We start from the raw sequence: 13,030 nt of genomic DNA, 5'->3' as shown, positions 1-13,030 counted from the left end.
TGATATGATAATGATAGTAATTATCGTTATCGATTTTATTCAGCTATGGTAGCATGACCCACAGTAAAAAGGGTATTAAAAATAACGACAAGGCGCTGTAATGAACCGACAATCCTGGCTGCTCAACCTCAGCCTGCTGAAAACTCACCCGGCGTTTCGCGCCGTTTTTATCGCTCGCTTTATCTCTATTCTGTCGCTTGGCCTGCTGGGCGTGGCCATCCCGGTGCAGATCCAGATGATGACCCATTCGACCTGGCAGGTCGGGTTGTCGGTGACGCTGACCGGCGCGTCGATGTTTATTGGCCTGATGGTGGGGGGGGTACTGGCCGACCGCTATGAGCGCAAACGCCTGATCCTGCTGGCGCGCGGCACCTGCGGCGTGGGCTTTGTCGGCCTGTGTCTGAACGCCCTGCTGCCGGAGCCGTCGCTGGCGGCGATCTACCTGCTGGGGATCTGGGATGGGTTCTTCGCCTCGTTGGGGGTGACCGCGCTGCTGGCGGCGACGCCGGCGCTGGTGGGGCGGGAAAATCTGATGCAGGCCGGGGCCATCACTATGCTCACGGTGCGCCTGGGCTCGGTGATTTCGCCGATGATCGGCGGCCTGCTGCTGGCCTCCGGCGGCGTGGCCTGGAATTTCGGCCTGGCGGCGGCGGGGACCTTTATCACCACCTTAACCCTGCTGCGTCTGCCACAGCTGCCGCCGCCTCCGCAGCCGCGCGAGCATCCGCTGCGTTCCCTGCTGGCGGGGCTGACCTTTCTCTGCCAGAGTCCGCTTATCGGCGGGATTGCGCTGCTCGGCGGCCTGCTGACCATGGCCAGCGCGGTGCGGGTGCTCTATCCGGCGCTGGCCGGGAGCTGGCAGATGTCGGCCGGGCAGATTGGCCTGCTGTACGCCGCGATTCCGCTCGGCGCGGCGCTGGGGGCGTTGACCAGCGGCCAGCTGGCCCAGACCGTGCGGCCGGGCGCGCTGATGCTGGCGACGACGGTGTGCTCCTTTGTCGCCATTGCGCTGTTCAGCCTGATGCCGCACTGGGCGTTGGGCGCGCTGTGCCTGGCGCTGTTTGGCTGGCTGAGCGCTATTAGCTCGCTGCTGCAGTACACCCTGATCCAGACCCAGACGCCGGAACATATGCTCGGGCGAATTAACGGTCTGTGGAACGCGCAGAACGTTACCGGCGACGCCATCGGCGCGGCGCTGCTCGGCGGGTTAGGGGCGGTGATGACGCCGGTCGCTTCCGCCAGCGCCAGCGGCTGGGCGCTGGCCCTCGTCGGCGTGCTGCTGGTGGGGCTGCTACGCGAGCTGCGCCGTTTCCAGCGCCCGGAAATAGTCAACGAAAGCTGAGTACGGTGCGATTGCCCGGTGGCGGCTGCGCCTTACCGGGCCTGGGGTCTGGCCTGGAGGGCGCAAGCATTGTAGGCCGGTGCAAGCGTAGCGCCGCCCGGCAAGGTGTTCAGGCCGCGCCGCCCGGCAAAGCGTTCAGGCCGCGTACCCGTCCCGATGGCACGGCCCGCGTTAGCCGAACAGGCTGGAGAGACGCTGGAGCACCAGCAGGGCGCTGTAGTAGTCAAGACGGAAGGTCTCGGTGCCCAGCGGGTAAACGCGTTTGCCTTCGACCGCCGGGAGATGCGCCAGCAGCGGGTTGGCGTAAATGGCATCGACATCTTTCTGGTCGCCGGCGAACAGGAACAGGCTCTGGCCGTTCAGACCGGCGGCCAGGTTCTCCCCGCCCAGCTGCACGATATCGTGGCGTTTGCCCTGACTATGGCTGGCGGGCAGGCCGCCCGGCAGCGTCGCCAGGCTAAAGCCCAGCTGTTCGAGCATCTGCCCCTGGGCCGATTCCGGCGTCCAGATATTGGCGCTGTGCGCGGCGGCGGTGTAGACGAGGGCGGTGACCGGCTGCGGCGGCAGCTTCATTTTTTCTTTTAACGAAACGAGCTGTTTATTGAAGTCGGCGATGCGCGCGCTGGCCTGCTGCTCATGGCCGGTGATCTGCCCCAACTGGGTAAGCAGCGTTTGCCAGCTTTTATCGTCATAGTTGATGACCAGCGTCGGGGCGATCGTTTTGAGCTGATCGTACAGCGGCAGGGCGGAGTCGCCGCCGGTGGCGCTCACCAGGATCAGATCCGGCATCTGGGCGGCCACCGCTTCCGCGCTCGGTTCGCCGATGTACAGCCGCGCCAGCTTGCGGGCTCTGGCGACCTCACTCCACTGGCGCAGAAAGCCCTGGCTATCGGCCACGCGATTGTTCGGGGTGGTGGCGCCGCTGGCGACCACCGGGGCGTCGATCGCCAGCAGCGAGCCGGTGAGGGTCACGCTGGTGGAGACAATGCGCAGCGGCTGGCTCGGCAGGGTGTGCGTCCCGTAGCTGTCGGTGACCTGGCGCGGCCAGTCCGCCGCCTGGGCTGAGGTAATTCCTAAAAACAACAGCATCCCGGCCAGCGCGCCGCGGCGGTAAAAAGAAGAGAAGTTCACGTCATCGCATCCTGATTTGAAGGGTAATAAATGCGTCTCATTTTCAACTTTGCGCCGACAGGATGCAAGCCAAAGTGGCAGCGCGATGACGTAACGCGGTTGACATGACGGGCAATACCTTTTAGGTTAGCCAACCAAAATACAAATGATAATTATTCGTAATATATTTATCGTTTTTGGAGGATGATATGGAAACGTCACTGGCTGAGGATGTACAGAAATCTACCCGGACCTTATCGCCGGACAGCTTCTTCTTTATGTCGCCGTACCGCAGTTTTAGCACCTCAGGCTGCTTCCGCCGCTTCTCAGCGCCCGCCGACGGCGGCGATGCGCTGAATGGCGAGTTCCAGCAGCAGATGGCCGCCGCCTTTGCCGAGGCCCGGGCGGCGGGGATCCGCAAGCCGGTGATGGTTGGGGCCATCCCGTTCGACACCTGTCAGCCTTCCGAGCTCTATATCCCGGAGCGCTGGGAAGCATTCTCGCGCCCGGAAAAACAGCGTTCCGCCCGCTATGCCGCGCCGCTGGAGACGATGGAGGTGGTGGAGCGCCGGGAGATCCCGGAACAGGATGCGTTTTTAGCCATGGTGGAACGCGCCGCCGCGCTGACCGCCACGCCGGAAGTGGACAAAGTGGTGCTATCACGACTTATCGATATTACCACCCGCGATTCTGTCGATAGCGGCGCCCTGATGGAGCGACTGATCGCCCAGAACCCCGCCAGCTTCAACTTCCATGTGCCGCTCTCCGACGGCGGCGTGCTGCTGGGCGCCAGCCCGGAGCTGCTGCTGCGTAAAGAAGGACCGCACTTCAGCTCGCTGCCGCTGGCCGGCTCCGCCCGCCGCCAGCCGGACGATGTGCTGGACCGCGAAGCGGGCAACAGGCTGCTGGCGTCCGGCAAAGATCGCCACGAGCACGAACTGGTGACCCAGGCGATGAAGAGCGTGCTGGGCCCGCGCAGCAGCCAGCTGTCGCTGCCGGCATCGCCGCAGCTGATCACCACCCCGACGCTCTGGCATCTGGCGACGCCGATCGAGGGCACGGCGCTGGCGGAAGAAAACGCCATGTCGCTGGCCTGCCTGCTGCACCCGACTCCGGCGCTGAGCGGCTTCCCGCACCAGGCGGCGAAGCGCCTGATTGCCGACCTGGAACCCTTCGACCGCCAGCTGTTCGGCGGCATCGTCGGCTGGTGTGACGATGAAGGCAACGGCGAATGGGTGGTGACCATCCGCTGCGCGCGTCTGCAGCAGCGTACGCTGCGCCTGTTTGCCGGCGCGGGCATCGTTCCGGCCTCCTCGCCGCTGGGCGAATGGCGCGAAACCGGCGTCAAACTGACCACCATGCTTAACGTATTTGGCTTGAATTAAGAGGCAAGGATGATTGCATTTACCCGTTGGCCGGATGAGTTCGCGGCCCGCTATCGCCAAAAAGGCTACTGGCAGGATCTGCCATTAACCAATCTGATCACCCGTCACGCGGAAAACGACGCCGTGGCGATTATCGATGGCGATCGACACATTAGCTACCGCCAGTTTAACCAGCGGGTGGACAACCTTGCCTGCTCTCTGCAGCGTCAGGGACTGAAGCGCGGGGAAACCGCGCTGGTGCAGCTGGGCAACGTCGCCGAGTTTTACTTCACCTTCTTCGCGCTGCTGCGTATCGGCGTCGCGCCGGTGAACGCGTTGTTCAGTCACCAGCGCAGCGAGCTTAACGCCTACGCCGCGCAGATTAAACCGGCGCTGCTGATCGCCGACCGCGAGCACGCGCTGTTTGCCGACGATAGCTTTCTTCACGCGTTTATCGCTGAACATCCTTCCCTGCGCGTGGCGCTGCTGCGTAACGACGGCGGCGAGCGCGATCTGGCGACGGAGATTAACCGCCCGGCGGATAACTTTATCGCTAACCCAACGCCTGCCGACGAAGTGGCCTTTTTCCAGCTCTCCGGCGGCAGCACCGGGACGCCGAAGCTGATCCCGCGTACCCATAACGATTACGACTACAGCATTCGCCGCAGCAACGAGATCTGCGGGATTAACGCTGAGACGCGCTACCTCAACGCGCTGCCGGCGGCGCATAACTATGCGATGAGCTCCCCGGGGTCGCTGGGCGTTTTCCTCGCCGGCGGGCGGGTGATCCTCGCCGCCGACCCCAGCGCCACCCTCTGTTTCCCGCTGATTGAAAAACATCAGATCAACGTCGCCTCGCTGGTGCCGCCGGCGGTCAGCCTGTGGCTGCAGGCGATCCATGAATGGGGCGGCAATGCCCAGCTGCAGTCGCTGCAGCTGCTGCAGGTCGGCGGCGCGCGCCTGTCGGCGACCCTTGCCGCGCGCATCCCGGCGGAAATTGGCTGCCAGCTGCAGCAGGTGTTCGGCATGGCGGAGGGGCTGGTGAATTACACCCGCCTTAACGACAGCCCTGAGCGGATTATTCATACCCAGGGCTGCCCGATGTGCCCGGACGATGAAGTGTGGGTGGCGGATGCCGACGGCAACCCGCTGCCGCGCGGCGAAGTGGGCCGCCTGATGACCCGCGGGCCGTACACCTTCCGCGGCTACTACAACAGCCCGCAGCATAACGCGGAAGCCTTTGACGCCGACGGGTTTTACTGTTCCGGCGATCTGATATCGATCGATGAAGACGGGTATATCACCGTCCAGGGCCGGGAAAAAGACCAGATCAACCGCGGCGGCGAGAAGATCGCCGCCGAAGAGATCGAAAACCTGCTGCTGCGCCATGAGGCGGTGATCCACGCCGCGCTGGTCAGCATTGAGGACAACCTGCTGGGCGAGAAGAGCTGCGCTTACCTGGTGGCGACCTCGCCGCTGCGCGCCGTCGCGGTGCGCCGCTTCCTGCGCGAGCAGGGGGTGGCTGAATTTAAACTGCCGGACCGCGTGGAGTGCGTTGCCGCGCTGCCGCTGACGCCGGTGGGCAAAGTCGATAAGAAACAATTACGTCAGTGGCTGGCCGAAGGCAAGCTGGGCTGAAGGAGAACAGAAAATGGCAATCCCTAAATTACAGGCTTACGCGCTGCCGGAAGCCAGCGATATCCCGGCGAACAAAGTCAGCTGGGCCTTTGAGCCCTCCCGCGCCGCGCTGCTGATCCACGATATGCAGGAGTATTTCCTCAATTTCTGGGGTGAAAACAGCGCGATGATGGAGAAAGTGGTGGCCAATATCGCCGCCCTGCGCGACTTCTGCAAACAGAACGGCATTCCGGTGTACTACACCGCCCAGCCGAAAGAGCAGAGCGATGAAGATCGCGCGCTGCTGAATGATATGTGGGGGCCGGGGCTGACCCGTTCGCCGGAGCAGCAGCAGGTGATTGCCGCCCTGGCGCCGGATGAAGACGACACCGTGCTGGTGAAATGGCGCTACAGCGCGTTTCATCGCTCGCCGCTGGAGGCGATGCTGAAGGAGAGCGGCCGCGACCAGCTGATCATCACCGGCGTGTATGCCCATATCGGCTGCATGACCACCGCCACCGACGCCTTTATGCGTGATATCAAACCGTTCTTTGTCGCCGACGCGCTGGCGGACTTCAGCCGCGAAGAGCACCTGATGGCGCTGAAATACGTCGCCGGCCGCTCCGGCCGCGTGGTGATGACCGAAGCGCTGTTGCCGCTGCCGGCCTCCAAAGCGGCGCTGCGCGCGCTGATCCTGCCGCTGCTCGACGAATCCGACGAACCGCTGGATGATGAAAACCTGATCGACTACGGTCTGGATTCGGTGCGGATGATGGCCCTGGCCGCCCGCTGGCGCAAAGTGCACGGCGATATCGACTTCGTGATGCTGGCGAAAAACCCGACCATCGACGCCTGGTGGGCGCTGCTTTCCCGCGAGGTGCGATAATGGCGGCGCTGGATTTTCGCGGTCAGACCGTGTGGGTGACCGGCGCAGGTAAAGGGATCGGTTATGCCACCGCGCTGGCTTTTGTGGAGGCCGGCGCCAACGTCACCGGTTTCGACCTCGCCTTTGACGGCGAACGCTACCCGTTTGCGACCGAAACGCTGGACGTCGCCGATGCCGACCGGGTGCGCGAGGTGTGCAGCCGCCTGTTGGCGAACACCGAGCGGTTAGACGTGCTGGTGAACGCCGCCGGGATCCTGCGCATGGGCGCCACCGACCAGCTAAGCGCGGAAGACTGGCAGCAGACCTTCGCGGTCAACGTCGGCGGGGCGTTCAACCTGTTTCAGCAGACGATGGCCCAGTTCCGTCGCCAGCGGGGCGGGGCCATCGTCACCGTCGCCTCCGATGCCGCGCACACGCCGCGCATCGGCATGAGCGCCTATGGCGCCTCGAAGGCGGCGCTGAAAAGCCTGGCGCTGACCGTCGGCCTTGAGCTGGCGGGCAGCGGGGTGCGCTGTAATCTGGTCTCGCCGGGCTCTACCGATACCGATATGCAGCGCACGCTGTGGGTCAGCGACGATGCGGAGCAGCAGCGGATCCGCGGTTTCGGCGAGCAGTTTAAGCTCGGCATCCCGCTGGGTAAGATTGCCCGCCCGCAGGAGATTGCGAATACCATTCTGTTCCTCGCCTCTGCTCATGCCAGCCATATCACCCTGCAGGATATCGTGGTGGACGGCGGCTCGACGCTGGGGGCGTAAATGGCCTGGAAACGAGCGCTCACGCTGGCGGCGCTGAACGCCAGCAGCGAAAACACCCTGGTGGCGCATCTGGGGATCGTCTACACCCGGCTGGAGGCGGGGCTGCTGGAGGCGGAGATGCCGGTGGATGCCCGCACCCATCAGCCGTTTGGCCTGCTGCACGGCGGCGCTTCAGCGGCGCTGGCGGAGACGCTGGGGTCGATGGCCGGCTGGCTGATGACCGACGAGGGGCAGTGCGTGGTCGGCACCGAGCTGAACGCCACCCATCACCGGGCGGTCTCCAGCGGGAAAGTGCGCGGCGAGTGCCGCCCGCTGCATCTTGGCCGGCAGAGCCAGAGCTGGGAGATTGTGGTGTATGACGAGAAGGGGCGGCGCTGCTGCACCTGTCGTCTGGGCACCGCGGTGCTGGGCTAAGTAGCCACGCTTTCCCCGGCTTGCGCTGCGCTGAGCCGGGCTACGTATCGGCGCAATGGGTAGCCCGGATAAGGCGCAGCGCGCCGCCATCCGGGAATCTCCCTGCTCGCGCTGCGCTTAGCAGGGCTACGGTTTCTGGGTCAGGAAGCTGCTGTTTCCCCGGCTTGCGCTGCGCTTAGCCGGACTACGTATCGGCGCAATGGGTAGCCCGGATAAGGCGCAGCGCGCCGCCATCCGGGAATATCCCCGCTCGGCTGTACTTAGCAGGGCTACGGTTTCTGGGTCAGGAAGCCGCTGTTTCCCCGGCTTGCGCTGCGCTTAGCCGGACTACGGATCTGTAGGTCGGGTAAGGCGTTAGCCGCCACCCGACAAACAAACGGCACCGTTCACGATAATCCTTTCATTCATTTTCCTGCCTTAAGTGATCTCGCTAGCAATGTGAGACAAATCTCTGTGGGTGGACGGCATCTGCGCTGTTTCGATGTTGTTAAATTCTGCGTTGTGTTCTAGAAACAAACTGTAACATCCTGATTACCCTACCGGTGGACCACAACAATGAATAATTCAGGGAAATACCTTATCTGGGCACTGCTCTCCGTGATCGGAGCCTTTGCCCTCGGCTACATTGCTTTAAACCGGGGTGAGCAGATCAACGCGCTGTGGATTGTCGTCGCGGCAGTCTGCGTTTATCTGATCGCGTATCGTTTTTACGGCCTGTATATCGCCAAAACCGTGCTCGGCGTCGACCCGACGCGCATGACGCCCGCGGTGCGGCATAACGATGGCCTCGACTATGTCCCGACCGACAAAAAAGTGCTGTTCGGTCACCATTTTGCCGCCATCGCCGGCGCGGGGCCGCTGGTGGGCCCGGTGCTCGCCGCGCAGATGGGCTATCTGCCGGGGATGATCTGGATCCTCGCCGGCGTAGTGCTGGCCGGGGCGGTGCAGGACTTTATGGTGCTGTTCGTTTCCACCCGTCGCGACGGCCGTTCGCTGGGCGAGCTGGTGAAAGAGGAGATGGGGGCGACCGCCGGGGTGATTGCCCTGGTGGCGACCTTTATGATCATGGTGATCATCCTCGCGGTGCTGGCGATGATCGTGGTGAAAGCGCTGACCCACAGCCCGTGGGGAACCTATACCGTGGCCTTTACCATTCCGCTGGCGCTGTTTATGGGGATCTATATTCGCTATCTGCGCCCGGGGCGCATTGGCGAAGTGTCGGTGATTGGGCTGGTATTGCTGGTGTTCGCCATTATCTCCGGCGGCTGGGTAGCGGAAAGCCCGACCTGGGCGCCGTTCTTTGACTTTACCGGCGTCCAGCTCACCTGGATGCTGGTGGGCTACGGCTTTGTCGCCGCGGTGCTGCCGGTCTGGCTGCTGCTCGCCCCGCGCGACTACCTCTCCACCTTCCTGAAAATCGGCACTATCGTCGGTCTGGCGATCGGCATTCTGATTATGCGTCCGACCCTGACCATGCCGGCGCTGACCAAATTTATCGACGGCACTGGCCCGGTATGGACTGGCAACCTGTTCCCGTTCCTGTTTATCACCATCGCTTGCGGCGCGGTGTCGGGCTTCCACGCCCTGATTGCCTCCGGTACCACGCCGAAGATGCTGGCGAATGAAAATCAGGCCTGCTTTATCGGCTACGGCGGCATGCTGATGGAATCCTTCGTGGCGATTATGGCGCTGGTGGCCGCCTGTATCATTGACCCGGGCGTCTACTTCGCGATGAACAGCCCGATGGCGGTGCTGGCGCCGGCGGGAACCACCGATGTGGTGGCCTCGGCGGCGCAGGTGGTGAGCGGTTGGGGCTTTGCGATTACCCCGGAAACGTTGACGCATATCGCGAATGAGGTGGGCGAGCAGTCCATCATCTCCCGCGCCGGCGGGGCGCCTACGCTGGCGGTGGGCATGGCCTACATTCTCCACGGCGCGCTGGGCGAGTTGATGGACGTCTCGTTCTGGTACCACTTCGCCATTCTGTTTGAAGCGCTGTTTATCCTGACGGCGGTGGATGCCGGCACCCGTGCGGCGCGCTTTATGCTGCAGGATCTGCTGGGGGTGATCTCCCCGAACCTGAAGCGTACTGACTCGTTACCGGCTAACCTGCTGGCGACGGCGCTGTGCGTGCTGGCGTGGGGCTACTTCCTCCATCAGGGAGTGGTCGATCCGCTGGGCGGCATTAACACCCTGTGGCCGCTGTTCGGTATCGCCAACCAGATGCTGGCGGGGATGGCGCTGATGCTCTGCGCAGTGGTGCTGTTCAAGATGAAACGTCAGCGCTATGCGTGGGTGGCGCTGGTGCCGACGGCCTGGCTGCTGATCTGTACCCTCACCGCCGGCTGGCAGAAGGCCTTCAGCCCGGACAATAAAGTGGGCTTCCTGGCGATTGCCAACAAGTTCCAGGCGATGATCGACAGCGGCAAAATCCCGGCGCAGTACACCGAGTCGCAGCTGGCGCAGCTGGTGTTTAACAACCGTCTCGATGCCGGGCTGACCATCTTCTTTATGATCGTGGTGGTGGTGCTGGCGCTGTTCTCGATTAAAACCGCGCTGGCGGCGCTGAAAGAGAATAAACCGACGGCGAAAGAGACACCGTATGAGCCAATGCCTGAAAACCTGGACGCGATAGTGACCCAGGCGAAAGGGGCGCATTAACCTGTGTGCCGGGTGGCGGCTTCGCCTTACCCGGCGTACTTTTTCTGTGAGATCAGAATTATGTTCGACACCCTTTCCAAAGCAGGTAAGTACCTGGGCCAGGCCGCCAAAATGATGATCGGCGTGCCGGATTACGACAACTACGTCGAGCACATGCGCGTCAACCATCCGGATCAGACGCCAATGACCTACGAAGCATTTTTCCGCGAACGCCAGGACGCCCGCTACGGCGGCAAGGGCGGGGCGAAGTGCTGTTAACCCTCTTTCGGCAGATAGAGGCTGATCTGCTCCTGCTTACAGCCGTAGAGCGCCGCCAGCTTCTCGCGGGTGCGCTTCTGCGGACGGGAGTCCAGCGCTTCCAGCTGTGACACGGCGGACTGGCTGATGCCGAGCTTTTCGGCGACCTCCTGCTGGGACATCCCGCGTAGGATGCGCCACGCAGCCTGCAGGCTGACGTTTTCTTTATGCATCACGTCGCATACTTGGCCTGGCAGCATGACGTTATCATAGATGTGTGATTCATAAGGAATATCTTCCCAGTCGCTTTCATCCTCGTCGTCGTACTCCAGCAGAGCCAGGCGCATACGAAAGTAATCACTGTAAGGAATGACGACATACTGGTCTTTTCCTTCTTCATCCTTGATGTACTGAATAGTCATATTCGGCATGCTCCTCATGCAGGTAGGTGGTGGTGGTTCGGCGTTTAACCGCCACTATCGATTTTAGAAAATGGCTTATCTGCCGTTTTTGACCAGACAATCTTCATCCGTACCTCCACTGTACGACCGCACAAAATATAAGGAAATAATAAGACTATTAGATAAATTCCGAATTTCTTATGGGGTAGGGTAGAGCGGAGAAAAAACGCAGGTAAGCGGCAAAACGCAACCCGTCGAGGCGGCTCGAAAAGGCCTCTGCCGGGCGACAGAGGCTTGCAGAAAATGTGCGATCAGGCGTTCAAACCGCCATCCACGTCCAGCCCGGTGCCGGAGATCTGCCCGGCGGCCGGGCTGGCGAGGAAGGTGACCGCCGCGGCGATGTCTTCCGGCTGGCCGTAGTGACCTAACGCAATAAGTTGACGCTGGGCATCGGCCTGCTCGCCGTCTTCCGGGTTCATATCGCTGTTGGTCGGGCCGGGATGGACGAGGTTAACGGTGATCCCGCGGGGGCCTAAATCGCGCGCCAGGCCGCGGGTAAGGGAGTTGAGGGCGGACTTGGTCATCGAGTAAACCGCGATGCCCGGCTGCGCCACGCGGTTAGCCAGACAGCTGCCGATGTTGATGATGCGCCCGCCGTCTGACATATGCACCAGCGCCTCCTGGATGGCGATAACCACCCCACGAATATTGACGTTGATAAGCGCGTCGATGTCCGCCAGCGTCATGGACTCCAGCGGGCCGCCGCGCGCGATCCCGGCGTTGTTGACCAGAATGTCCAGCCCGCCGAGGGAACGCGCCGCATGGGTGACGGCATCCTGAATCGCCTGCGCGCTGGCGCTGTCGGCCTGCACCGCTTCACCGTGCCGGCCCAGCGCTTTTATTTCATCGGCGACCGCCTGGGCTTTATCGGCCGATTTTTCATACGTAATAACCACATCGGCGCCGGCGCGCGCCAGCGACAGGGCGATAGCCCGACCCAACCCACGGCTGGCGCCGGTAACCAGCGCCTTCTTACCTGTTAAATCGATCTGCATGATGACCTCGTTGCGAGAGTGGTGAGAATCATCATTAGGTATAGACGGTCGGGTAATTAACGGCTGAAGTATTCCACCTTCTCAAACGCCGCGCGCAGAACCTCAGGGGTTAACGTCACCGGTAAATAGTGAATCGACTCGCCCGGGCGCAGGGTATGGGCAATGACCCGGTCAAGCTCTGCGCGGTTATTGATATCGACCTCCAGCGCCGCCAGCGTCGCCGGCAGGTTAAAGCGCTGCCAGGCCTGCACCAGCTGCGCCAGGACCTCATCCTGACCGAGCAGGGCGCTTTGCACCAGAATGCCGTAGGCTACCTTGGTGCCGTGGAGGAATTTATCCGTCTGCGGCAGCACCGTCAGCCCGTTATGCACCGCGTGGGCGGCGGCGACCCGGGTGTAACGTTCCCCCAGCCCGCCAACCATCCCGCCGCCGGCGATAACCGCATCCACCACATCGCGAAACGCCTGGGTCAGCTCGCCGCGGCGCTGGTCCGCCAGCGCCGTTTCGCTGCTGGCCAGCAGCACGTCGCGGATCGCCAGCGCGCCGTTAATCCCCAGCCGCACGGTGAGCGGCAGCGCCTCCGGCTGCGGCGCCAGCACCACTGCCTCATACCATTTGGCTAAGGTGTCGCCAATGCCCGCCAGCAGGTACTCCGCCGGGGCGTTGAGAATGATGCGCGGCTCGACCAGCACCAGGAAATTCGCGTCATCGAAGATCTCAAAATTCAGGGCCTGTCCGGCGTCGCTGTACCACACCGACAGCGGCGTCCATGCCGCGCAGGTGGCGGCGATGGTCGGGATGGCCACCAGCGGAACTCCCAGGCGGCGGGCCAGCACTTTCGCGCTGTCGAGCAGCGCGCCGCCGCCTACGCCAATCACTACCGCCCGATCGTCACCTGAGGCCTGCGCCAGCGCCGCCACATCGCGTTCGCTGCAGTGGCCGGTAAAGCGGATCTTTTTTGCCTCCGGCAGGTGGAAGGCCGCCGGCAGAAAAGGTTCGGCGCCGGCCAGGGCGCGCTCGCCATAGACCCACACCGCCCGCGATAGCTGGTCGGCGTTAAAAAAATCGCTTAGCCGCTGAAGGCTGCCAGGGTGGGAGAAATAGTTGGCCGGGCCGGGTACGACGCGGATCTCGCTGTTGCTCATGAAAGCTGTCCTTATAGGTGTTGGGCTAACCTGATGTTATGTC

Annotated in this window: 12 protein-coding genes and 1 pseudogene; 8 read left to right on the top strand and 5 right to left on the bottom strand. The window is 62.7% G+C overall.

Annotation, left to right across the window (positions count from 1 at the left end; genetic code table 11):
* The first annotated feature begins 100 nt into the window (after positions 1 to 100).
* Positions 101 to 1,342 (top strand): enterobactin transporter EntS, encoded by a 1,242-nt coding sequence (gene entS / locus ABLV04_RS04635; RefSeq protein ID WP_348815409.1) that lies wholly within the window; start codon positions 101 to 103, stop codon positions 1,340 to 1,342.
* A gap of 171 nt (positions 1,343 to 1,513) precedes the next feature.
* On the opposite strand, the gene fepB is transcribed toward entS, so the two are convergent.
* On the bottom strand, positions 1,514 to 2,473 hold the full coding sequence (fepB, locus tag ABLV04_RS04630; protein WP_023288783.1) for a Fe2+-enterobactin ABC transporter substrate-binding protein: 960 nt from the start codon (positions 2,471 to 2,473) through the stop codon (positions 1,514 to 1,516).
* 188 nt (positions 2,474 to 2,661) lie between these two features.
* Here fepB and entC point away from each other — a divergent pair, with 188 nt between their 5' ends.
* The 7 genes from entC to ABLV04_RS04595 all read left to right on the top strand — a co-directional run bounded on the left by entC (position 2,662) and on the right by ABLV04_RS04595 (position 10,407).
* Complete coding sequence (gene entC, locus ABLV04_RS04625; protein WP_348815407.1) at positions 2,662 to 3,837, top strand: isochorismate synthase EntC; 1,176 nt, start codon at positions 2,662 to 2,664, stop codon at positions 3,835 to 3,837.
* Positions 3,838 to 3,846: 9 nt separating this feature from the next.
* On the top strand, positions 3,847 to 5,454 hold the full coding sequence (gene entE / locus ABLV04_RS04620; RefSeq protein ID WP_232712061.1) for a (2,3-dihydroxybenzoyl)adenylate synthase EntE: 1,608 nt from the start codon (positions 3,847 to 3,849) through the stop codon (positions 5,452 to 5,454).
* A 13-nt stretch (positions 5,455 to 5,467) separates the two neighbouring features.
* A complete protein-coding gene (entB, locus tag ABLV04_RS04615; RefSeq protein WP_048334361.1) occupies positions 5,468 to 6,319 on the top strand; it encodes an enterobactin biosynthesis bifunctional isochorismatase/aryl carrier protein EntB in 852 nt (283 codons plus the stop codon).
* Positions 6,320 to 6,327: 8 nt separating this feature from the next.
* Complete coding sequence (gene entA / locus ABLV04_RS04610; protein WP_087672169.1) at positions 6,328 to 7,074, top strand: 2,3-dihydro-2,3-dihydroxybenzoate dehydrogenase EntA; 747 nt, start codon at positions 6,328 to 6,330, stop codon at positions 7,072 to 7,074.
* On the top strand, positions 7,075 to 7,488 hold the full coding sequence (entH, locus tag ABLV04_RS04605) for a proofreading thioesterase EntH (protein ID WP_023288788.1): 414 nt from the start codon (positions 7,075 to 7,077) through the stop codon (positions 7,486 to 7,488). It begins immediately after the preceding gene.
* A gap of 555 nt (positions 7,489 to 8,043) precedes the next feature.
* The gene (cstA, locus tag ABLV04_RS04600; RefSeq protein ID WP_348815405.1) at positions 8,044 to 10,149 is read left to right on the top strand and encodes a pyruvate/proton symporter CstA; all 2,106 of its coding nucleotides are present in this window, start codon (positions 8,044 to 8,046) and stop codon (positions 10,147 to 10,149) included.
* A 60-nt stretch (positions 10,150 to 10,209) separates the two neighbouring features.
* Positions 10,210 to 10,407 (top strand): YbdD/YjiX family protein, encoded by a 198-nt coding sequence (locus ABLV04_RS04595; RefSeq protein ID WP_023288790.1) that lies wholly within the window; start codon positions 10,210 to 10,212, stop codon positions 10,405 to 10,407.
* On the opposite strand, the gene ABLV04_RS04590 is transcribed toward ABLV04_RS04595, so the two are convergent.
* The 4 genes and pseudogenes from ABLV04_RS04590 to ABLV04_RS04575 all read right to left on the bottom strand — a co-directional run bounded on the left by ABLV04_RS04590 (position 10,404) and on the right by ABLV04_RS04575 (position 12,987).
* On the bottom strand, positions 10,404 to 10,808 hold the full coding sequence (locus tag ABLV04_RS04590) for a helix-turn-helix transcriptional regulator (RefSeq protein ID WP_348815403.1): 405 nt from the start codon (positions 10,806 to 10,808) through the stop codon (positions 10,404 to 10,406). The two genes, ABLV04_RS04595 and ABLV04_RS04590, sit on opposite strands and share 4 nt — an antisense overlap.
* Positions 10,783 to 10,915, bottom strand: a pseudogene (locus ABLV04_RS04585) (hypothetical protein). Before ABLV04_RS04585 ends, ABLV04_RS04590 begins: the two are co-directional and overlap by 26 nt.
* Positions 10,916 to 11,098: 183 nt before the next feature.
* Complete coding sequence (locus ABLV04_RS04580; RefSeq protein ID WP_023288792.1) at positions 11,099 to 11,842, bottom strand: 3-oxoacyl-ACP reductase family protein; 744 nt, start codon at positions 11,840 to 11,842, stop codon at positions 11,099 to 11,101.
* A 56-nt stretch (positions 11,843 to 11,898) separates the two neighbouring features.
* The gene (locus ABLV04_RS04575) at positions 11,899 to 12,987 is read right to left on the bottom strand and encodes an oxidoreductase (RefSeq protein ID WP_060589605.1); all 1,089 of its coding nucleotides are present in this window, start codon (positions 12,985 to 12,987) and stop codon (positions 11,899 to 11,901) included.
* Positions 12,988 to 13,030 lie beyond the last annotated feature (43 nt).

Source organism: Klebsiella sp. JN_Kp127, from assembly GCF_040062505.1.
GTDB classification, from domain to species: domain Bacteria; phylum Pseudomonadota; class Gammaproteobacteria; order Enterobacterales; family Enterobacteriaceae; genus Klebsiella; species Klebsiella quasipneumoniae.
This window is presented reverse-complemented; position numbering and strand designations above follow the sequence as displayed.